Annotated in this window: 17 protein-coding genes and 3 pseudogenes; 6 read left to right on the top strand and 14 right to left on the bottom strand. The window is 71.3% G+C overall.

Going from position 1 to position 21539, the window contains the following annotated elements; genetic code table 11:
• Nucleotides 1-9: 9 nt before the first annotated feature.
• From KUM44_RS20870 to KUM44_RS20880, 3 genes are all read right to left on the bottom strand, one after another.
• The gene (locus tag KUM44_RS20870; RefSeq protein WP_217209756.1) at nucleotides 10-687 is read right to left on the bottom strand and encodes an AIM24 family protein; all 678 of its coding nucleotides are present in this window, start codon (nucleotides 685-687) and stop codon (nucleotides 10-12) included.
• Between the two features lie 65 nt (nucleotides 688-752).
• Complete coding sequence (locus KUM44_RS20875) at nucleotides 753-2195, bottom strand: CAP domain-containing protein (protein WP_217209757.1); 1443 nt, start codon at nucleotides 2193-2195, stop codon at nucleotides 753-755.
• An 89-nt stretch (nucleotides 2196-2284) separates the two neighbouring features.
• Complete coding sequence (locus tag KUM44_RS20880) at nucleotides 2285-3538, bottom strand: serine hydrolase (protein ID WP_217209758.1); 1254 nt, start codon at nucleotides 3536-3538, stop codon at nucleotides 2285-2287.
• Between the two features lie 646 nt (nucleotides 3539-4184).
• Between KUM44_RS20880 and KUM44_RS47230 the strand changes: the two genes are divergently transcribed.
• Complete coding sequence (locus KUM44_RS47230; protein WP_217209759.1) at nucleotides 4185-4562, top strand: glycoside hydrolase family 95-like protein; 378 nt, start codon at nucleotides 4185-4187, stop codon at nucleotides 4560-4562.
• A 26-nt stretch (nucleotides 4563-4588) separates the two neighbouring features.
• Nucleotides 4589-5761 carry an SGNH/GDSL hydrolase family protein gene (locus tag KUM44_RS20890; protein ID WP_254389838.1) on the top strand — a complete coding sequence of 391 codons (1173 nt, stop codon included), beginning with the start codon at nucleotides 4589-4591 and terminating at the stop codon, nucleotides 5759-5761.
• 44 nt (nucleotides 5762-5805) lie between these two features.
• On the opposite strand, the gene KUM44_RS20895 is transcribed toward KUM44_RS20890, so the two are convergent.
• The 4 genes and pseudogenes from KUM44_RS20895 to KUM44_RS20910 form a co-directional block, all read right to left on the bottom strand.
• The gene (locus KUM44_RS20895) at nucleotides 5806-6168 is read right to left on the bottom strand and encodes a UBP-type zinc finger domain-containing protein (RefSeq protein ID WP_217209760.1); all 363 of its coding nucleotides are present in this window, start codon (nucleotides 6166-6168) and stop codon (nucleotides 5806-5808) included.
• Entirely contained in the window at nucleotides 6165-7610 is a 1446-nt protein-coding gene (locus tag KUM44_RS20900) for an ATP-binding protein (protein ID WP_217209761.1), read from the bottom strand. Before KUM44_RS20900 ends, KUM44_RS20895 begins: the two co-directional genes overlap by 4 nt.
• Entirely contained in the window at nucleotides 7607-9283 is a 1677-nt protein-coding gene (locus KUM44_RS20905) for an FAD-dependent oxidoreductase (RefSeq protein ID WP_217209763.1), read from the bottom strand. The genes KUM44_RS20900 and KUM44_RS20905 overlap by 4 nt, the downstream gene beginning before the upstream one ends.
• A 118-nt stretch (nucleotides 9284-9401) precedes the next feature.
• A pseudogene (locus KUM44_RS20910) lies at nucleotides 9402-9691 on the bottom strand (VOC family protein).
• 62 nt (nucleotides 9692-9753) lie between these two features.
• Here KUM44_RS20910 and KUM44_RS20915 point away from each other — a divergent pair.
• On the top strand, nucleotides 9754-10626 hold the full coding sequence (locus KUM44_RS20915; RefSeq protein ID WP_217209765.1) for a universal stress protein: 873 nt from the start codon (nucleotides 9754-9756) through the stop codon (nucleotides 10624-10626).
• A gap of 39 nt (nucleotides 10627-10665) precedes the next feature.
• Here KUM44_RS20915 and KUM44_RS20920 read toward each other — a convergent pair whose 3' ends face one another.
• From KUM44_RS20920 to KUM44_RS20935, 4 genes are all read right to left on the bottom strand, one after another.
• Nucleotides 10666-11898 (bottom strand): DUF4032 domain-containing protein, encoded by a 1233-nt coding sequence (locus KUM44_RS20920; RefSeq protein ID WP_217209766.1) that lies wholly within the window; start codon nucleotides 11896-11898, stop codon nucleotides 10666-10668.
• A 41-nt stretch (nucleotides 11899-11939) separates the two neighbouring features.
• Nucleotides 11940-12686 (bottom strand): MBL fold metallo-hydrolase, encoded by a 747-nt coding sequence (locus KUM44_RS20925; protein WP_217209769.1) that lies wholly within the window; start codon nucleotides 12684-12686, stop codon nucleotides 11940-11942.
• Nucleotides 12687-12738: 52 nt separating this feature from the next.
• Nucleotides 12739-13929 carry an acyltransferase family protein gene (locus KUM44_RS20930; RefSeq protein ID WP_308402681.1) on the bottom strand — a complete coding sequence of 397 codons (1191 nt, stop codon included), beginning with the start codon at nucleotides 13927-13929 and terminating at the stop codon, nucleotides 12739-12741.
• Between the two features lie 110 nt (nucleotides 13930-14039).
• Nucleotides 14040-14669, bottom strand: a complete 630-nt coding sequence (locus KUM44_RS20935) for an alpha-ketoglutarate-dependent dioxygenase AlkB (protein ID WP_217209771.1) — start codon at nucleotides 14667-14669, stop codon at nucleotides 14040-14042.
• 136 nt (nucleotides 14670-14805) lie between these two features.
• Between KUM44_RS20935 and KUM44_RS20940 the strand changes: the two genes are divergently transcribed.
• Both KUM44_RS20940 and KUM44_RS20945 read left to right on the top strand, forming a co-directional pair.
• A complete protein-coding gene (locus KUM44_RS20940) occupies nucleotides 14806-15450 on the top strand; it encodes a TetR/AcrR family transcriptional regulator (protein WP_217209772.1) in 645 nt (214 codons plus the stop codon).
• 16 nt (nucleotides 15451-15466) lie between these two features.
• Complete coding sequence (locus KUM44_RS20945; protein ID WP_217209773.1) at nucleotides 15467-17140, top strand: FAD-binding dehydrogenase; 1674 nt, start codon at nucleotides 15467-15469, stop codon at nucleotides 17138-17140.
• Between the two features lie 22 nt (nucleotides 17141-17162).
• On the opposite strand, the pseudogene KUM44_RS20950 reads toward KUM44_RS20945, so the two are convergent.
• A pseudogene (locus KUM44_RS20950) lies at nucleotides 17163-17511 on the bottom strand (DUF488 domain-containing protein).
• Between the two features lie 358 nt (nucleotides 17512-17869).
• Here KUM44_RS20950 and KUM44_RS45550 point away from each other — a divergent pair.
• Nucleotides 17870-20380: a homoserine dehydrogenase gene (locus KUM44_RS45550; RefSeq protein ID WP_254389824.1), complete on the top strand. Its 2511-nt coding sequence runs from the start codon at nucleotides 17870-17872 to the stop codon at nucleotides 20378-20380.
• A 120-nt stretch (nucleotides 20381-20500) separates the two neighbouring features.
• Here KUM44_RS45550 and KUM44_RS20965 read toward each other — a convergent pair whose 3' ends face one another.
• Nucleotides 20501-20962, bottom strand: a complete 462-nt coding sequence (locus KUM44_RS20965) for an Lrp/AsnC family transcriptional regulator (RefSeq protein WP_217209774.1) — start codon at nucleotides 20960-20962, stop codon at nucleotides 20501-20503.
• A gap of 368 nt (nucleotides 20963-21330) precedes the next feature.
• Nucleotides 21331-21539 (bottom strand): annotated as a pseudogene (locus tag KUM44_RS45555) (ethanolamine utilization protein EutE); the annotation flags it as partial.

Here is a 21539-nt window from a genome sequence, read left to right on the forward strand (position 1 = left end):
GGGACGGCATCAGTGCTGCTGGGCCTTCTGCGGGGTCGCCTCGCTGGGCCGTACGACGACATAGCCCTGGCCCTCCAGCATCAGCTGCACGGCCTCCCCGGAACCGCCGCGCAGCATCGAGCCGAGGGACTGAGAACGGTGCAGCGAGGTGTTCAGCCCGGCGGTCCAGCCGACCACCGCGTCCGTGTCGACGTACACCGGATACTGCGGCGAGACCGGGATGACGAGCGGGTTGCCCTCACACACCAGGCCCAGCTTGCCCTGCCCCGAGAAGACGCTGTTGAACAGGCCGCCGCCGGTGATGCCGGCGCCCTTCACCGTCGCTATCCGGTACGACAACGAGGCGTCGAAACACAGGACGTTGCGGCCGTTGACCGTGAACTCGTCGCCGGGGTCGACGTCGACGACGAAGCAGTTCTGCGCCTCGTGCGCGAACCACGCCTCGCCCTGTCCGCGCACCGCCATCAGCGGCAGCCCCTCACCGGTCACGGCCCGCTTGAGCATGCCGCCCACGCCCTGGCCCTTGCGCTCGAACTGGAGGTTGCCGCGGTAGGCGACCATCGCGCCCTGACGGGCGTGCATCTCGCCGTTCACCGCGTACCTGATGCATTTGGCGTTCTCGATCGTCATGCCCGGCGCGGTGGCGGGCTGGACCATGTGCTCGCTGGAAAAGAGGTCACCCTTCATGGAGGCATCCTGTCCCGGACTGTTCCCCTCCGCCTAGATCGCGGCGTGTCGCCGTCCATGCCCGGTCAGCCGCCGAAGAGTTGGGTCCAGTAGGTCCCGGCCGGTCCGTCGCCCGCGAAGCCGATCCCTATGTGGGTGAAGTCGCGCTTGAGGATGTTGGCGCGGTGGCCCGGGCTGTTCATCCAGCCCTCCACGACCTCGCCGGGGGAGCGCTGGCCGCACGCGATGTTCTCGCCGATCGCGCGCATCCGGGAGCCCGCGGCGGCCGCCCGGTCCCAGGGTTGGCTGCCCTCGGGCGAGGTGTGGGAGTAGAAGGCGCGGGCTGCCATGTCGGCGCTGTAGGCCTGCGCGGCGGTGGTCAGCGCGGGATCGACGGACAGGGGGTGCAGTCCGGCCCTGGCCCGCTCCCGGTTGGTGAGGTCGACGACCTCGGCCGCGGTGCGCGGCAGGTCGCCCGGGGTGAGCGGCCTGGCCCACAGCGCCGTCCAGTACGTGTCGCCCGAGCGGCCGCCGGTGGCGTACGCCAGGGCGGCGTGGGTGAAGGCCGGGTCGTGCAGGGTGCGGCGGGGCTGTTCGGTGCGCAGGCAGTAGGCGATGAACTCGGCGGGGGTACGGGGGCCGGAGACCAGGTGTTCGCCGACGGTGAGATACACGTACCCCGCGCCGGTGATGCGCTGGTACACGGAGACACCGTCGCGGCCCTCAACGCCGAGCCGTCCCGCCGCGGCCATGGCGGAGGCATGGGCCTGAGCGGCGGAGGCGAGGCGGGCGTCGAGCGTGACGGGTGGTGAACCGGCGGTGGCACGGGCGGAGTTGGCCAGACCGAGGAAGCCGTCACGGTCGGGGAGCGGGGTGTGCGGGGTGTGCGGGGTGTGCGGGGTGTGCGGGGTGGTGACGGCGGACAGGGTGTGCATCGTGGGCCGTGCGGTGGGCATGGGCGGGGCGCCGGGCACGGCGGCGAGGCTGGGTGCGGAGGAACCGGCGGGCGGGGGAGGGGACGGGGTCGGCCGGGACGGAGACGGCGTCGCGTCCTCGACGACGTCCACCCCGAAGTCGCGCGCGAGCCCGGCCAGCCCGTCCGCGTACCCCTGCCCGAGGGCCCGCAGCTTCCAGCCGCCGCCGCGCCGGTAGATCTCCGCGAGCAGCAGCACCGTCTCCTGCCGTGGGCGCGGTGGGGCGAACCGGGCGATCGAGCGGCCGCGGGAGTCGGTGACCTGGAGCGCGGGGGCAGGCAGCCGTCCCAGGGGCGTCTCGGGGTCGGCGGGGCTGACGACCACCGTGACCCGGGTGGCTCCCGAGCGCAGGCGCGGAGGGTCGACGGTCAGCGTGTCGCCGTGCAGCCGGGCGCCCGGCGCGGACGGCTGGTTGTAGAACACGAAGTCGGCGTCGCCCCGGACCTTGCCGTCGTCGTCGGTGATGAGCGCGGACACGTCGAAGGGGCCGGGCACCCGGACGGTCACGCTGCCGCCCGGGAGGGGCAGATTGCCCCCGGGAACCAACTCGCTCATCGGGCCGTCCTGGTGGGTGGTTCGGGATCCGGTGGGGATGCCCGCAAAACGTGCACCGGATCTCGAGGGTTCCCGGCCGACGCGCGCCCTCAGTCCTCGTCAAACTCCAGCGGGTTGTCCGGTGCGATGTCCTCGTGGCGTTCGACGGGCGTGGTGACCCGCCCGGCCTTCTTCGCCCGCTTGCCGCAGAACGCCGACTCCAGCGTGGTCAGCATCGTGTTGTGCACCGCGCCGTTGTTGGAGGCGTTGGCGAGCGCGGCCAGGCTGCGCTTGCCGTCCTTCGACGCGAACGCGTACGTGTAATAGCCCTGGACGGCGCCCGTGTGGCCGTACACGGAGATGCCGCACGACAGGTCCCGGCGCCGCAACCCGAGCCCGTACGCCTGCGTGCTGCCCGCCGGCACCCACCGCTGCATCTGGGCCAACTGCGCCCTGGAGGTCAGCCGGCCGCCGAGCAGCGCCGACAGGAACGTGTTGAGGTCCCGCGTGCTGGAGATGACGGCGCCCGCGCTCTGTGCCCAGGACACCGTCTGCTCGGTGGCGTCGACGAGCGCCGCGTCCGCCGCGTCCGGCGTGAGATAGCCGCGGGTGTGCCGGCCGGGGATCTTCCGGCCGGGGTGCACATAGAACGTGTCGCTCAGCTTCAGCGGCTTGATGATCCGGTTCTGGTACTCGGTCCGCACCGAGCGCCCGGTCAGCTTCTCGATGAGCATTCCGGCGACGACGAAGTTGGTGTTGGAGTAGGAGTACGCGCCACCGGGCTTGGTGGTCCGTGGCTTGCTCAGGGACCGGTTCACCAGTTGCCGGTAGGTGAAGACCTTGCCGCGGACCGCCTCGAAGCCGGGAACCGTCCGCGCGAACAAATCGTTGGTGTAGTCGTACAGGCCGCTGCGGTGGCTGAGGACATGCCGCACCGTGATGCGGTCGTCGGGCAGCAGCCCCGGAAGGTAGCGGTTGACCGGGGCGTCGAGCTTCAGCTTCTTCTCGTCGGCCAGTTGCAGCAGGACGACGGCCGAGAAGACCTTGGTGACACTGCCGATGCGGAACCGGTCGGCGTTGCTGATGGCGCGCCGGGTCTTGCGATCGGCGACACCGACGGCCGCCCAGTGGACCGAGTCGCGGTCGTCGAGGCGGGCGATGGCGCCGGGCGCGCCCTGCCGCTGCGCGGTGCGCAGGACGTTCCACACGCCGGTGACGTCCGGGGCGGGCAGGGCGCCCGCCTTGGCGTCGACCGAGGCGGCGCCGGGTTTACCGGCCCCGGACACGGCGTGTGCGGGCACCGCCAGGAGCGACACCAGGGCCGTCGCCATCGCCGTACCTCTGACCACCGTTGCTGAGACCATCCGGCTTCCTCCCGTTTCTGTCGATGTATCGCCCATACGAGAACGATCACCTTCGTGCGGGGCAACCTTCTCGCATCCCGTCACATCGGCACGGGCGACGCACACTTGGACAGACATTGATCACCGGGTAGGAGTCCGCGATCGTCGGCCGGGTCCGTCGTGAACGATCCGTCCCTCGATCCGCACCGGCTCGCCCGTACCAAGGTCCGCGCCGCCGCCCACTGGCCGACACTCTGCTGCGCACGCCCCCGGGACGGCGCGCCCGACCCCGCACTCGAAGCGGCCACGTCCGCTTCGGGCGCTGTCTGATGAGTTCCGGAATCGCGGGGCCGCCTGCCCTCGCCCTGCAAGGACTGTGGCTCGACGGCAACGCCCCGGACCGGATGGGCGACCACCACACCGACATCAGCATCCAGATGAACTCCTGAACGGCCGACCGGACCTGCCTGTCCCCGACTGTTCAACGACCCGCGCAGCCGCTACCGCGACACCACCGGCAGGAACGCCGGCTGGGCCGTCGCCATCTCCACCAACCCCCACGGCGCAGGCGGCTGGTGGCGGCATCCGGCGGGCAAGCCCTGGCTGTGCGCCACCCTGTGGGCACCTCGATGCTCGACGCCGAGGCATCACCTACGCTCAGGAACTGGTGTGGGCGCTCTTCGGGAGCTTCTGCACCGCGGCGGCCGAGCTGCGGACCGGCACGGGCTACGCGGCCACGATCGCCTCACTGCGCAGAAAGCTGTACCTGCCGCAGGTCAGCGTGACCACCGGCCGGCTGGAGGAGCGGATGTCCCCCGACAATCTCCCGGCGCTCCCCGACGCCTGGGCCGCCTCGGGCTTCGTCAAGGGTGTCGCCGCGCGCGGCGGCTTCGAGGTCGACCTGCGCCGGCGCGACGGGAAACCGGCCGGGGTACGGATCCACAGCGTCGGTGGCTGCACCACGACGGTCGCGTACGGTGATGTGTCGCGCACGGTCACCCTGCGGCCCGGCGCCTCCGTCACGCTGAGGGACCTCGCCCGGTGAGGGCCGCACTTCCGCTCGCCGCCGTCCTGCTGGCCCTCGTCGCCTGTCGGTCCGAGGCCGCCGAGGTGCCCGCCGAGGCAACCGCTGACGCCGACGGCGTCGTCACCTGGGCGGCGAGCGCCGACCGCATGGGCGACGGCGTCGCCGGCCGCAGCTACCGGCTCGTCGTGCACACCAGCGTGGGCGGCACCGGCGTCCGGGTCCGGCTCTCCAACGCCTTCGGGGACCGGCCGCTGACCCTCGACAGCGTCTACGCCGGCATCCAGAGGCAGGGAGCCGAACTGCGGCCCGGCAGCAACCGGCGCCTGGCCTTCGACGGCGCGCCCACGGTCACGGTGCCGGCGGGCGGCACCGTGTGGAGCGACCCGCTGCCCGGCAGGCTGCCCGCCGCGACCAACCTCGTCGTCAGCCTGCACAGCCCCGACGCGGGCGGCCCGGCCAGCGGCCACTGGATGGCCCTCCAGTCGTCGTACGCGACCCAGGGCGACCACACCGCCGAGGAGAGCGGCGCCGCCTGGACCATCCCGACCGGCTCCTGGTTCTACCTCGACGCCGTCTCCGTACGCGCCCCCGCGGGCACCGGCGCGGTGGCCGTCCTCGGCGACTCCATCACCGACGGATGGCAGTCCACCGCCGACCTGAACCGCCGCTGGCCCGACCACCTCGCCCGCCGTCTGCAGCGCACGGACACGGCGGTCAAGGGCGTGGCCAACGAAGGGATCGCAGGGAACAAGGTCCTCACGGACGGCCCCGGCCAGAGCGCCCTGAACCGGCTGGAGCGCGACGTCCTCACCCAGCCGGGTGTACGGACCGTGTTCGTCTTCCAGGGCGTCAACGACATCAAGGCCCACACCGGCGTCACGGCCGACGACCTGATCGACGGCTACCGCGAGATCGCCGAGCGGGCACACGCGGCCGGCAAGTGCGTCGTGGGCGCGACCATCGGCCCCTTCAAGGGCTGGAGCGAATGGGGGCCGGCCGCCGAAGCCGTGCGCCAGGAGGTCAACGCGGCCATCCGCGCCGGCGGCGTGTTCGACGCCGTCACCGACTTCGACCGCGTCCTGCGCAGCCCCTACGACCCCGCACGTATGTCGCCCGCCCTCGACGGCGGCGACCACATCCACCCCAACGACAAGGGGATGCAGGCGATGGCCGACGCCGTCGACCTGACGTCCCTCGACTGCGACACCGCCCGCTGAGCCGCGCGCTGATCCGACCGGGGATGTGACTCAGGCTCTTACACTCAGCCGCGCAGCGTCTTCGCCCAGTCCGCCGGCACCCGCCCCGCAGGCCCGGGTGCCGGCTGCTCGGCCGGATGGCTCACCGGCGCGGCCAGCTCGGGTCCCGACTCGTACATCTCGTTCGACGCGTAGTCCCAGTACCAGCTCTCACCCGGCTCGAAGCTCTGCACGAACGGATGCCCGGTCTCCCGGAAATGCCCCGTCGCGTGCTTCGCGGGCGAACTGTCACAACATCCCACGTGCCCGCACTGCGCACACCGCCGCAGATGGAACCACCAACCGCCGACCTCGTCGCACTCGACGCACCCGCTGCCGCTCGGTGGAACGCTCGGGTCGATTCCCTTGCCGCCCTGGTCACTGGTCATGCGGACTCCTCCTCGGCCGAGCTGAGCGGAAGCAGCACCTGGAAACGCGTGTCGCCCGGCTCCGACTCCACCTGAATGGTCCCGTGGTGCTTGTTGACCACGATCCGCCAGGAGATGTCGAGGCCGAGCCCGGTCCCCTCGCCCACGGGCTTCGTCGTGAAGAAGGGATCGAAGATCCGCCCCCGGTGCTCCGCCGGGATCCCGACACCCGTGTCCCGGAACTCCACCAGCAGCCGGTCGTGGTCGAGGGCCGTCCGCACGGTCAACGTCCCTTCGCCGCCCGCGCTGTCCATGGCCGAGACCGCGTTGTCGATCAGGTTCGTCCACACCTGGTTGAGCTCCGCCGGGTACGCCGGGATCTTCGGCAGCGTGCGGTCGTACTCCTTGACGACCTTGATTCGCGGGCCGATCTTGGCCGACAGCATCATCAGGGTGCTGTCCAGGAGTTCGTGCACATCGGCGTTCCGGAAGGGCGCGCGGTCCAGCTGGGAGTACTGCTTGGCGGCGTCGACGAGATGCGAGATGCGGGTGGTCGAGTCGTTGATCTCGTCCATCAACAGCTCGGTCTCCACGGTGTAGTTGAGCCAGCCGATCGCGCTCGGCAGGATCTCCTCGGCCACCGCCGCCGCGACCTGGTCCAGCCAGTCCACGTCGAGACCGGCCTGCACGAAGGTGGGCGCGATCCGCCAGCCGTCCTGGATGTCGTGGTCGTCCAGCCAGTCCGTCACGGCGTCCTCGCGGTCCGACGCCTCCAGCGGGCTCAACGTCGGTGCCTTCGCGACGCGTTCCGCCGTGCGTTCCTGGATCTCTATGAGGTTGGCCATGACCTCCGGGGAGTACGAACCCTGCGCGATGATCGCCAGCTTGTGCCGCATCTTGCCGACGCGCTCCCGCAGGGTCGCGGTGGCCCGCACGGCCGCCGCCGCGGGGTTGTTGAGCTCGTGCGTGAGCCCCGCGGACAACGAGCCCAGCGCCAGCAGCCGTTCACGCTGGTTGACGGCCAGCTCGGTGCTCTTCTGGCCGAAGAAGAGACCTTCCAGCAGATGCAGGGCCATCGGGAACCACTCACGGATCACGTCCGCGAACGTCTCGGCGGGCAGCACGAAGAACCGCGTCGGCTCCGTGACCCGCATCGAGCTGTTGTAGACCTGCGGCACCCGGTCCCCGAGGTAGGCCTGCCAGGCCCCGGAGTACACCCCGCGCTGGGAGGTCCGGTTGACCTCCACATCGTCGCCGCCCACCCGCCGGGACAGCACCACGGTGCCCTCGACCATGACGTAGAAGCAGGTCGCGGGATCACCCTCGGTGTACACGGGGCCGGGCTCGAACCTCTCCACCCGCCCCTCGCTGCACAGCCTGCCGAGCTGCTCGGGCGTGAGCTTCTCGAACAGGAACAGCGCCCCGATCTCCTGTGGGTTGCACGGCATCGACTGCCCGCTCATGACTGCTCCAGATACCGGTGGACGAGCATCACGGCCATGGCTCCCTCTCCGACGGCGGACGCGACCCGCTTGGCGGACTCGGCGCGCGCGTCACCGGCCACGAACACGCCGGGGACGTTGGTCTCCAGGTGGTACGGCGGCCGGTCCAGCTCCCAGCCGGCCGGTGGCCGCCCGTCGGCGCTCAGATCGGGCCCGGCCAGGATGAACCCGCGCTCGTCCCGCAGCACCGTCGCGTCCAGCCAGTCGGTCAGCGGGGCCGCGCCGATGAACACGAACATCCACTGCGCGTCGACCAGTTCGGTCCGCCCGCTGTCCACGTCACGCAGCGTCAGCTGCTCCAGGTGGCCGGAGCCGTGCGCGGACTCCACGACCGTGCGGGTGCGCACCGAGATGTTCGGCGCCTCGTCGATCTGCTGGATCAGATAATGCGACATGGACGCCGACAGCGAATCGCCGCGCACCAGCAGCGTCACCGACTTCGCGCCCCGCGACAGATACATCGCCGCCTGCCCCGCCGAGTTGGCGCCGCCGACGACGTACACGTCCTGCCCCTGGCAGGCGGGCGCCTCCGTCAGCGCCGACCCGTAGTACACCCCGCACCCGGTCAGGTCCTCGCAGCCGGGCGCCGCCAGTTGCCGGTACGACACACCGGTCGCCAGGATCACGCTGTGCGCGGCGACCGCCGAGCCGTCCGAGAACCGTACGACGCGGGCGGCCCCGCTGACCTCCAGTGCCGTCACCTCGCGCGCGGTGAGGATCTCGGCGCCGAACTTCGCCGCCTGCCGCCGGGCCCGGTCGGTGAGCTGGGCTCCCGACACACCGTCCGGGAAGCCGAGGTAGTTCTCGATCCGGGAGCTCTGCCCGGCCTGCCCGCCGGTCGCCGACCGCTCCACCAGCACGGTCCGCAGCCCCTCCGACGCCCCGTACACCGCCGCGCCGAGCCCCGCGGGGCCGCCGCCGATCACGACCAGGTCGTAGAAGTCCGCCGTCGGCATCGTGGCCAGCCCGACCTGCGCGGCCAGCTCGGGTGCCTCGGGCGCCACCAGGGGCGTGCCGTCCGGCGTGATCACCAGTGGCAGCCGCTGCCCGTCCTGCTCGGCGGCGGCCAGCAGCCGCTGACCCTCGGGTTCGTCGGCCGAGTACCAGCGGTAGGGGACCTGGTTGCGGGCCAGGAACTCCCGCACCTCCGACGAACGCGCCGACCAGCGGTGCCCCACCACCTTGGTGCTGGGCACCGGCCGGTAGTCGCTGCGCCGCCACGCCTCCAGCAGATCGTCCAGGACCGGATACAGCTTCTCCTCGGGCGGGTCCCACGGCTTGAGCAGATAGTGATCGAGGTCGACGACGTTGATCGCGTCGATCGCCGCGCTGGTGTCCGCGTACGCGGTCAGCAGCACCCGGCGCGCACCCGGGTAGACGTCCAGGGCCTGTTCGAGGAACTCGATGCCGTTCATCTGCGGCATGCGGTAGTCGGCCAGGATCACGGCCACGAGATCGCCGCGCAGCTTCAGCTCGCGCAGCGCCTCCAGCGCGGACTCGCCGGACTCCGCCCGCACGATCCGGTGCGACGCGCCGTAGCGCCGCCGCAGATCGCGGGCGACCGCCCGGGACACGCCCGGGTCGTCGTCCACGGTCAGGATGACGGTCCGCGCTGCGTCGGCGGCCTGTGCCATACGTCTCCCACCCCGGGGTCGGAACCAGGGCACGGCGTCTCCACGTTGCCGCGCCGACTCCGGCCCATCGTATGTTCGATCCGCCCGGTTCGCTCGGGTATGCGGGAGGCGACGGTTCTCAGCCGCGCCGCGCGGCGAGCAGGCAGAACTCGTTGCCCTCGGGATCGGCCGGCGTGACCCACGGCTCGTCGCCGCTCCGCCCGCTGTCGGCGTGGCGGGCGCCGAGCGCGAGAAGGCGGCTGACCTCGGCATTCTGGTCGTCGGGGCGGAAGTCGAGGTGGAGGCGGTTCTTCACGGTCTTGCCCTCCGGGACCGGCCCGAAGATCAGGCCCGGCAGGCGGTCCCGCTCGGGCCGGACTCGAATTCCTCGGCCGAGTCGACCACTACCTGCTCCCACTCCGAAGCCATGGCCGCAGCGTAGTGAAGACTGGGCCCGAAGGACGTGACCCAGACACTAGGAGGCGACCGGAATGACGCGCCCGATCACGGCAGGGGTGGACGGCTCGGAGGAGAGCCTCGCCGCTCTCGGCTGGGCGGCCCGGGAGGCGGTCCGCCGGGGACTGGCCCTGCGGGTGGTGCACGCCTGGCGGTTCCAGTCGCACGAGGCGATCGACGCGGGAGACCCGGACACCCAGGTCCAGTGGGTGCGGGAGGGCCTGGCGGAGGCCGCGCGTTCCGTCACCGAGCGGCACCCGGGCCTGGCGGTGACGACCGACGTCATCGACGACGGCTCCGTGGACACGCTGGTCGCGGCCGGGGCGGACGCCGAGATGCTGGTGCTGGGGTCGCGGGGCCAGGCCGCGGTCGTCGGGTTCCTGCTGGGCTCCGTCGGACAGCAGGTGATCGCCGGGGCCGAGAGCCCCGTGGTGCTCGTGCGCGCCGGGGACCAGGCCTCCGCGGAGGCCGCCGGACGCGAGATCGTCGTGGGCCAGCACGGGGACGCGGACGACAGCGCCGCCGCGTTGCGGTTCGCGTTCGAGACGGCAGCGGCACGCGGCGCGACCGTACGCGCCGTACGGGCCTGGACGCTGCCGCCGCTGTTCGCCTACAGCCCGGGCTCCATGAAGCTCCTCGACGAGGCGGGCGGTCTGGAGCCGTACGAGAAGAAGTCCCTGGGCGAGGCGCTGCGGCCCTGGCGCGAGCGCTTTCCCGACGTGCGGGTGGTCGAGCACGTCGAGATGGGCAGCGCCGGACAGGTGCTGCTGTCGGTCGTCGGACGGGCCCAGCTGATGGTCGTCGGGCGCCGTGCCCGACGCACGGCCGTCGGCGCCCGGATCGGCTCGGTCGCGCACGGCGTCCTGCACCACGCGCCCTGCCCGGTGGCGGTCGTACCGCCCGTCTGAGCCCGTTCGACCGGGCCGGCCGGGACGCGGTGGCCGGCGTCAGTCGTCCGTCGGCCGGAGCGTCTGCCGGGTCTTGGGCAGGATGTTCTCGATGTAGTCCTCGACCACCGTGTCCAGACCGATGTCGTGCTGCGCCCGCTCGGACAGGTACCAGCGGTGTTCGAGCAGCTCGTGATAGATCTCGGCGGCGTCCATGGAACCGCGCAGTTCCAGCGGTACGGCCCGCACCGTGGGCCGGAAGACGTCCCGCACCCAGCGGTGGGCGAGGACCTCGGGGCGGGCGCCGAGGGGGTCGCCCGGGGCGTAGTCGTCCTGGGTGGCCATCCAGCTCTCCAGGTCGTTCAGCAGCCGGCGGGCCTGGTTCTCCTCGGTGTCCAGGCCCGTCAGACGCAGCAGTTGACGCTGGTGGTGGCCGGCGTCCACGACCTTCGGCACGAACGTGACCGTGTCGCCGTTCGTGGCGTGCTCGATCTGCATCTCGGCCACGTCGAAGCCGAGGTCGTTCAGACGGCGGATCCGGCGCTCGATGTAGTGGTACTTGCCCGCCGGATACACCGAGGTGCGGGTCAGTTCCTGCCACAGGCTCCGGTATCGGGCGCAGATCTCGGTGCCGAACTCGACCGGGTCCACCGAGGGGTGCAGCGCCCCGGACGCCTCCAGGTCCAGCAGTTCGCCGCTGATGTTGACCCGGGCGAGATCCAGGTCGTAGTCGCGCTGGCCGTTGCTGAGCTGCGGGTGCAGATCGCCTGTCTCGGCGTCCACCAGATATGCGGCGTAGGCGCCCGCGTCGCGCCGGAACAGCGTGTTGGACAGCGAGCAGTCGCCCCAGGCGAACCCGGCGAGATGGAGGCGGACCAGCAGCACGGCCAGCGCGTCCATCAGCCGGTGCATGGTCGCCGGACGCATCGTCGTCTCGAACATCGAGCGGTACGGCATCGAGCCGCCCAGATGCCGCGTCACCAGGACCGACTCCAGCGGGCCGCCGTCGCCGTCGGTGCGCCCGGTGACCACGGCCAGCGGATCCACCGCCGGGATGCCGATGCGGTCCAGGTCGCGCAGCAGCTCGTACTCGCGCAGCGCCGGGCGTTCGGCGAGCTCCTTGACCGCGATCACCTCGTTGCCGGCCCGGGCGTAGCGCACCACGTGCCGGGATATACCGCGCGGCAGCGGGACCAGGACGTCGTCCGGCCACTGCTCCAGCGGAAGTTGCCAGGGCAGCTCCAGCAGGAGCGCGGGGTGCTCCGGGTTCGTCGCGCTGATCTGCAATGCCATGGGCCGTTCGTCCTCGCCTCGCCGGTGATCGTCACCTCACCCTAAAGCGCCCGCTCCCTGGCCTGAAGAGCAGCTTCCCGCACGGAGCCCCGGTGCAGGGGCCCGTGGCCGGGCAGCAGTACGTCCCCCTTGAGGCCTTCGAGCACGTCCAGCGAGGCCACGGCCTGTGTGCGCTCGCGGTGGAACATGTCGGGCAGCAGCTGCGGTCCCTTGATCCGCGAGGTGGGGTGTCCGCTCACCAGGGCGTCGCCCGCGATCAGCACGCCGGCGTCGGGCAGGTGGAAGGCGCAGTGCCCGTCGGTGTGGCCGGGCGTGTGCACCGGGACGGGGCGGCCGGGCAGGTCCAGCGGGCCCGTCGAGGGGAACGGGCCGGGGGCGGTGACCGGGACGTGCGCGGTGCCGCCGGAGCGGATCGCGTGGACCGCCCAGGGCAGGACACCGGGCCGCCAGGCGTTCTTCAGGACCGTCCGGACGTTCACCTGGTGCAGGAACTCCCGGCGCGCGTGCGGCACTTCGGCCTCGTGCAGGTGTATCGGCGTGCCGTGCGTGGCGCTCAGGTACTCGGCGTTGCCCAGGTGATCCGTGTGCGCGTGCGTGATCAGTACGGCTGTGACCGCCTCCGGTGAACCGCCCACCTCGGCGAGCGAGGCGAGGAGCTTCGGCCGGTCCCCGGGGTAGCCGGTGTCGATCAGCGTGAGCGCGTCCCCCTCGGTCAGGATCACCCAGTTGGTGTTGCTGCCGTGCACGAGATAGGCGCCGTCCGCGACTTGCTGCACATCTGACCGCATGTTCGTCCCGCGTGGTGAGGTCCGTGCCCGACGGACACAGCAAAGCAGATCATCAGGAGGGCGTGACCGGCGGATCGGGACGCATCCCGAACAGGAACCGCGTCAGCCGTGTTCTGCGCACCACGCCCTCGTACAGGATCAGGATCACCGCCAGCGAACCGGTCACGATCACCGTGTACTCGACCACGATCGGCGCCGACCAGTCCACCACGCCGTACGCGACGGCGACCACGACCGGCTGGTGCAGGACGTAGAGGGGCAGGGCGGCGACGCCCAGATACTCCCTCACCGGCCTCGGGCGGGCCCGCGCACGCCGCTGCTCGCGCGGGCGGTCCAGGGTGCCGAGGATGGCCACCACCAGGCACCAGCCCGCCGCGCTGAACAGGGCGCGGGTGACCAGCGCGAGCGGTGTGCGGTCGGTGAACGGGTCGTCCGACGTCATGAACCCGGGAGCGCACGCTGCGAACAGCACCAGCCCCGCCACGCCGAGCGGCCGGGCGAGCCGGCGCATGACGGACCGGACCCGGTCGTCCCCGCCGAGGGCGAAACCGTAGAGAAAGAACACCAGGTAGGCCCAGTGGTTCCAGGCCGCGTAGTCCTCCTCCATACCCAGCGGCACATTGATCACAGCGAGCGGCAGCACGGGCAGCAGAAGCAGGGCGGGGTGCCGGGCGACGGCCGCTGCGGCACGGTCGCCGCCGGCCGCGACGCGTGCCGCGACCGGAGCCAGCAGCAGACAGAACGCCAGCAGCAGGAGCACGAACCACAGATGGCCGGACTCGAAGTGCTCCCCGTCCACGAGGAACGGGAAGTCGGCGAGGTCGAGGTGGACGGTGAAGTAGCGGGGCAGGAAGCGCCAGTACGACTCGTGCTGGTCCGGGTCGGCGGCGCGCAGCCGCAGCCACTGGGGGAGCGGGTTCAGCGCGACGACGGTGAAGACCAGGGGAACTCCCAGCCGCACCAGGCGTTCCCGGGCGAAACGGGCGGTGCCACGGCGGCCCACGGAGTACCGGGCACCGAGGCCGGCGACGAGGAACAGCACCGGCATCGCCCAGACCACCGCGAACCCGGCGAGGATCGTGATCGCCTCGGTGGTCTGCGGGTTCTGGACGTAGTAGTCGCCCTCCGTGGCGAAGACCAGGGCGGCGTGGAAGAAGACCAGACCGAGGACGACGAGGATCCGCAGCAGGTCCAGCTCCCCGCGCCGGGGAGCCGTGGCAGGTGCCTGCGTCTGAGCGCTCACGCGCCTCAGTGTGGGGGCCCGGCGGGGCTTCGCCCAGAGGAAGGGCCGCCTCCGGCACCGTCCACCGGAGGCACCCTCCCGCGCGCTCCCGAAGCGGCCGCCTCTCCGCCTCAGTGCACGCCGTGCGGGCGGAACTGCACGCTGATGCGTGGTCCCGTGGCGCGGGTGGTCTTCGGGATCGAGTGCTCCCAGGTCCGTTGGCAGGAGCCGCCCATCACGATGAGGTCGCCGTGGCCCAGCGGACGGCGCACCGTCTCGCCGCCGCCCCGCGCCGGCCGCAGCAGCAGATCCCGGGGCGCGCCCACGGAGAGGATGGCGACCATCGTGTCCTCGCGCCCGCCCCGCCCGATCCGGTCCCCGTGCCAGGCGACGCTGTCCCGGCCGTCGCGGTAGTAGCAGAGCCCGGCCGTGGTGAAAGGCTCGCCGAGTTCCTCGGCGTAGTGCGCGGACAGCGCGTCGCGGGCGTCGGCGAGGACGGGATGCGGAAGCGCGTCGTCGGCGCCGTAGAAGGAGAGGAGTCGTGGAACGTCGACCACGTGGTCGTACATCGTGCGCCGCTCGGCACGCCAGGGCACTTCGGCGGCGAGCTGTTCGAACAGGACGTCGGCGCCGCTCAGCCAGCCGGGCAGCACGTCGATCCAGGCGCCATGGGCCAGCCGCGTACGGCGGATCCCGGCGAGGGAGGCGAGCCGCAGCTCGTCGGTCTGGTCGAACAGTGAGCCCTGGAGGTGCGTGGCCATGGTTCCAGCGTACCCCTAAATCGAAAATACGTTCCCATCGTGTGTTCAACCCGGATCCTGCTCCTGCCTGGTTTCCGGTTCCTCTTTGGATACATTCGCGTATCGGATACATTCGCGTATCGAACGGAGGCGGGACATGTCGGTGAGGGAAACGACCGGGCGCGTCACCAAGCGCCGCGTCCGCACGCGCGCCAACCTGCTCGACGCCGCGTTCGCCGTGTTCGCCGCCAAGGGGTTCGGCCGGGTCTCCATCGAGGAGGTCTGCGAGGCCGCCGGCTACAGCAGGGGCGCCTTCTACTCCAACTTCGACAGCCTGGACGAGCTGTTCTTCGCCCTCTACCGGCAGCGCGCCGACCTGATCGCCGAGCAGGTGTCCGGGGCCCTCGCCCTCGACGGACCGGACCTGGACGTGCCCGCCGCCGTGGACCGGGTGACCGAGGTCCTGCTCCTGGACCGGGACTGGCTGCTGGTGAAGACGGACTTCCTGGTGCACGCCGCACGTGACCCGGCCGTCGCGCAGGCCCTGCTGGAACACCGTGCCCGGCTGCGCGGCGCCATCGCCGACCGGCTGGCCAGGGCGCGGGGACACACCGAACTGCCCGCCGTGCTCGGCGACATCGACGGCGCCGCCCACGCCGTGGTGGCCGCGTACGACGGAGTCACCACCCAACTGCTGCTGGACCGGGACGTCGAACACGCCCGGGCCTGGCTCGGGCAACTGCTCACCGCGCTGCTCACCGACGGCAGCGGCACCACCGCATCAGCGCACATGAGGACATGAGGAAGGGACGGTCGCCATGGATGCCGACGTCATCGTCGTCGGAGCGGGACTCGCGGGCCTGGTCGCCGCGAGCGAACTGACCAGCCGGGGCCGCAGGGTCGCGCTGGTCGACCAGGAGAACGCCGCCAACCTCGGCGGGCAGGCGTTCTGGTCCTTCGGCGGACTCTTCCTCGTCGACTCCCCGGAGCAGCGGCGCCTGGGCATCAAGGACTCCCTCGACCTGGCCTGGAACGACTGGCAGGGCAGCGCCCAGTTCGACCGGGTGGACGACGAGGACTCCTGGGCGGTGCGCTGGGCGCGCGCGTACGTCGAGTTCGCGGCCGGCGAGAAACGGGCCTGGCTGGACGGGCACGGCATCAAGTTCCTGCCCACGGTGGGCTGGGCGGAGCGCGGCGACCTGCGCGCCCACGGCCACGGCAACTCCGTGCCCCGCTTCCACATCGCCTGGGGCACCGGCACCGGCGTCGTGGAGCCGTTCGTGCGGTACGCCAAGCAGGCCGTGCGCGACGGGCTGCTCACCTTCTACCACCGGCACCAGGTCGACGAGCTGGTCATCGAGGAGGGCGCGGCGCGCGGTGTGCGCGGCACGGTCCTGGCCGACGACCACTCACCCCGGGGCGTCGCCTCCAACCGCGACCGCGTGGGCGAGTTCGAGCTGACCGCCCAGGCCGTCGTCGTCACCACCGGTGGCATCGGCGCCAACCATGACATCGTCCGCCGCTACTGGCCCGAGCGGCTCGGCACGCCGCCCACCGAGATGGTCACCGGGGTCCCCGCCTACGTCGACGGCCGGATGCTCGACATCAGCGCGGAGGCGGGCGTACGCCTGGTCAACCGCGACCGTATGTGGCACTACACCGAGGGCCTACAGAACTGGGACCCGATCTGGCCCGGCCACGGCATCCGCATCCTGCCCGGCCCGTCCTCGATGTGGTTCGACGCCCTCGGCCGCCGCCTGCCCGACCCCTGCCTGCCGGGCTACGACACCCTCGGCACCCTCAAGCACCTGCGTACGGACGCCGACATCGCCGGGTACGACCACTCCTGGTTCATTCTCAGCCAGAAGATCATCGAGAAGGAGTTCGCCCTGTCGGGCTCCGAACAGAACCCCGACATCACCGCCAAGGACCGCGCCGGGTTCCTGAAGGAGCGGGTGCTCGGCAAGGGCGCCCCGGGTCCGGTGGCGGCGTTCCTGCGCAACGGCGCGGACTTCGTGACCGCCCCGGACCTGGAGCAACTGGTCGAGAAGATGAACCAGTTGACGGACAAGCCGCTCCTCGACGCCGAGACCGTCCGCCGCCAGATCGAGGCCCGCGACCTCCAGATCGCCAACCCGTACAGCAAGGACTCCCAGGTCCAGGGGATCCGCAACGCCCGCCGCTACATCGGCGACCGCCTCGGCCGGGTCGCCACCCCGCACCGCATCCTCGACCCGGCCGCCGGCCCCCTCATCGGCGTCAAGCTGCACATCCTGACCCGCAAGACCCTGGGCGGCATCCAGACCGACCTCGACTCCCGTGCGCTCGGCGCCGACGGCACCCCCGTCGACGGCCTGTACGCGGCCGGCGAGGTCGCCGGATTCGGCGGCGGAGGCGTCCACGGCTACAACGCCCTGGAGGGCACCTTCCTCGGCGGCTGCCTCTTCTCGGGCCGCACGGCGGGCCGGGCCGCGGCACGGCAGACCGCCTGAGACCGGTGCGCGGCCCGTCGCCTCAGGCCTGGAGGAGGCGGGCCAGCACCGCGGCGTGACTCCCCGGGGGACTTCGAAGCGGTCAGCAGGGTCACAGCGCCCTTGCCCGCCAGCTCCCGTACGCGATCGACGAGTTCGGCCGCCTCGGGGGCGGCCAGCTCCGCCTCGTAGCGCTCGGTGAACTCCTCGTACGATCCCTCGCCCGCGTGGTACCAGCGCCGCAGCTCCGTGGACGGGGTGAGCCCCTTGGGCCACTCGTCCACGCGGGCCGCGTCCTTCGACAGACCGCGCGGCCAGAGCCGGTCGACGAGGACACGCACGCCGTCCTCCGGCTCGGGTGCTTCGTAGACGCGACGGATACGGACGCTCATGGCCGGGCCTTTCCGGTGGACCTGACGAGTTCCCCGCAAGTGTCGGCCAAGGCCGACGCATGATCACGTACAAGTCCCGTGTCGCCCTGCTCTTCCGCGGACGCAGTCTGCGGCATCCCGAGCAGTACGCCTTGTTCAGCATCAGGTGTATGGCTGAGGCCGCCGCCCCAGTCCCCGTACATGCTGCCGTCCGGCCCCGCCAGCACGGTGTTGCCGGAGGTGGGGTGGGCGAATCGCCATCGGACACAGCAGATCGGCATGTGCCGTGGCCGTTGTGACATGGAGCAGGTGACAGTCAGGGAAGCGAGGCTCTGAGCAGCCGCACCGTGAAGGCGGCGGACTGCGAAGGAGCGATCTCATGGGCCGATACGATCTCGCCCTCATCGGCTTCGGTGGCGTCAATCGCGCGCTTGCCGAGCTGATATCCCAGAGCGGGGAGCGCCTGGCCAAGGAGCTGGGCTTCGCCCTGCGGGTGGTGGCGATCACCGATCTGCGGGCCGGTTCCCTGGTGGACAGCGACGGTATCGATCTGGCGCCGCTGCTGGCCGCCGAGCCCGGGGAGCTGAGCTTCGCGGGCCTTGCCGGCGGCAGCGCTGATCCGCACAACGAGTGGGTGATCCGTGAGGTGCCGGCCGACATCGTCGTGGAAGCGACGTTCACCAACCCCACCGACGGCGAGCCCGCCCTCTCCCACGTGCGCTGGGCCCTGGAATCGGGCAAGCACGTGTGCACCACCAACAAGGGACCGGTCGCACTCGCCGGCCGCGCACTGAAGCAGCTGGCCGCCGAGCGCGGTGTCAGCTTCGAGTTCGAGGGCTCGGTACTCAGCGGCACCCCCGTCCTGCGCACCGCCCAGCGCATGTTCGGCGGCCTGGAGATCACCGGCGTCCAGGGCATCATGAACGGCACCTCGAACTACATCCTGGGCCGCCTGGAAGAGGGCATCGAGCTTTCGGCCGCCATCGCCGAAGCCCAGGAGCTCGGGTACGCCGAAGCCGATCCCACCGCGGACATCGAGGGCCACGACGTCCAGCTCAAGGTCATGATCCTGGCCAATGAAGTCCTCGGCGCCGACCTGCGCCGCGAGGACGTCTTCTGCGAGGGCATCCTGGCGATCACACCGGACGAGGTGCGGGACGCCGCCGCGAAGGGGCTGCGGTGGAAGCTGGTCGGCTCCGCCACCCGCCACGAGGACGGCAGCGTCGACGCCCGCGTCGCCCCCCTCGCCCTGCCCGCCCAGCACCCGCTCGCCGGGATCTCCGGCCCGGTCAACGCGGTCGCCTTCGACACCGACCTCCTCGGCACGGTCACGGTCTCGGGGCCGGGCGCCGGCCGCACCGAGACCGCCTACGCCCTGCTGTCGGACATCACCGCCATCCACCAGCGCCACGCGGACGAGGACACCGCCCCGCTCGCCCCTTCCTCCAGGAGACGCACCGTGTCTGACACCGTCGTGCCCCCCGGCGTCGAACTCGGCACCGACACCACGCCCGTGCACAACCCCTACACCGGCGAGGTCATCGCCTCGGTGCCCACCGTCGACGCAGGCGCCGCCGGCAGCATCTTGCAGCAGGCCAGGTGCGGGCGCCGCACCGCGGCCGCGCTGTCCCGAGCCTCCAGGGCCGCTGTCCTGGAACGCGCCGCCCGCCTGATCGAGCGGCGCGCCGAATCCTTCGCCCAGCTGATCGTCAGCGAGGCCGGCAAGACCATCACCCAGGCCCGCAAGGAAGTCGCCCGCGCGGTCAACACGCTGTCCCTGTCCGGAGCCGAGGCACGGCGCAACGCCGGCGAGGTCATCCCCTTCGACTCCTACGAGGGCTCGGAGAAACGGCAGGGCTGGTTCACCCGCGAACCGCTGGGCATCATCGCCGCCATCACCCCGTTCAACGACCCCCTCAACCTGGTCGCCCACAAGCTCGGCCCGGCCATCGCCGGCGGCAACGCCGTCATCCTCAAACCGTCCGCGCTGACGCCACTGTCCGCGCTGCGCCTGGTCGACACCCTCATCGAGGCCGGCCTGCCCGAGGAGATCGTCACCGTCGTCAACGGCAATGCCGGCATCGGCGCCGCGATCGTGGCCGCCCCCGACGTGCGCATGGTGTCCTTCACCGGCGGATTCGCCACCGGCGAGGCCATCTCCCGCACGGCCGGCCTGAAGAAGCTCGCCATGGACCTGGGCGGCAACGCCCCGGTCATCGTCATGGACGACGCCGACCTCGACGAGGCCGTGGCCTCCTGCGTCTCCGGCGCGTTCTGGGCCGCCGGCCAGAACTGCATCGGCACCCAGCGCATCCTCATCGCCGCCGAGGTCTACGAGCGCTTCCGCGACGCGTTCGTCGCCCGCACCAAGCTGCTGCGCGTCGGCGACCCGCTCGACGAGCGCACCGACGTCGGCCCCATGATCACCCCGCAGGCCGCGGCCGCCACCCGGGCCAAGGTCGACACGGCGGTGTCGGAGGGCGCGGTGCTGTTGTGCGGCAACGACGCCATCGGCTCCCTGTACACGCCGACCGTCCTGGAAGACGTCCCGGCGACCTGCTCGATCTGGCAGGAGGAGGTGTTCGCCCCGGTCGTCGTGCTCCAGCCGTTCACGTCCTTCGAGGACGCCATCGAGCAGGCCAACTCCATCGACTACAGCCTCCACACGGGCATCTTCACCTCCCGCCTGGACCGCGCCCTGTCCGCGGCCCGGCTGCTGGAAGCAGGCGGCGTGATGATCAACGACTCGTCCGACTACCGCTTCGACGCCATGCCGTTCGGCGGGTTCAAGTACGGCAGCATGGGCCGCGAAGGCGTGCGCTTCGCCTTCGAGGAGATGACCCAGCCCAAGGTCGTCTGCGTCAACCACATCAGCGAAGTGGTCCAATGACCGCCTTCCGCACCGAGCACGACCCCCGTATTTGCGGAAGGGGCCCTCGCGACGGGACGAACGTGGTGGACCCGGTGGCCCAGGGCGGATTGCTCGGCCGGGAGCACGCCACCGCGCAGCTCACCCCGCTGCCGCCAGCCCCTGCTCTCCACGTGGGCGGTTGACCACTCTGGACAGGGCGAGCGCCGTGACCGTGTCCCGTACGCCGGGCATCTGGGCGATGTCCTCCCAAATGCTCCGTACGCGTTCCAGCGAGGGCGCCTCCAGACGCACCATGATGTCGAAGTCGCCGCTGAGGATCTCGCAGATAACGACCTCGGGGATGCGTTTGAGCGCGGCCAGGACGTCGCCGCCACGCATGCGGTCCTGGCGGTACACGAGTACGAGCGCCGAGACCACATCGCCGCTGTCGCCGCCTGCGCGGACGATGGTGTAGCCGGCGATGTGGCCTTGGCGCTCCAGCCGTTCGATGCGCTGGCGCACCGCGTTGCGGGACAGCAGCACCTTGCCGGCCAGGTCCGAGTGCGAGATGCGGGCGTTGCGGGTCAGCTCGGCGATGATCTTCTCGTCGATGGTGTCCACAGCGGACCGTCTCCTTCGCGCATAGGTCAAGGTCGCAAGCGCCCGCGGCAAGAGTCTCCGGCGCGACCGGGTGCCGGAGGCGAGGCCGTGGCGGCGGGCCTTCAGCAGGCCGCCGCTCCGGTCGAAGCGGACCAGACTGGTCGCGGAGCTTCTCGCGCTGTGCCTGTCGCGGTGGCCGGCTTGACGCCGGTCACCTTGACGGACGGTGTGGCGACACCGAGTTGAGCCGAGAGTCCACTCCAACCAGCGTTGGTGACGGTCGCTTCCTTCTTCAGCCACCAGTCGATGTCCGTGCCCCAGGGAAGGACGGGTTCAACGGGAAGGCCGGCTCACTGGGATGGGGAATCATTGGGCGGGCGTGAGGCCCGTCAGTCGTGGGGGGCGGCGATGGCGGCGAGGTGCGTGCCGGGGCGCACGGTCAGCCCGTTCATGTTGTAGATGATCGTTCCGGTGGAGACGGCGGAGACCTTGTGTTCGGCGCCGTCGACCGGGTCGATGATGCGGCCGATGGTCTGTCCCTCGGTCACCTCGTCGCCCGTGACCGCGTCGGGGTACCAGAGGCCTGCGGCCGGAGATT

This window comes from Streptomyces sp. AC550_RSS872 (genome assembly GCF_019049285.1).
Classification (GTDB): Bacteria; Actinomycetota; Actinomycetes; order Streptomycetales; family Streptomycetaceae; genus Streptomyces.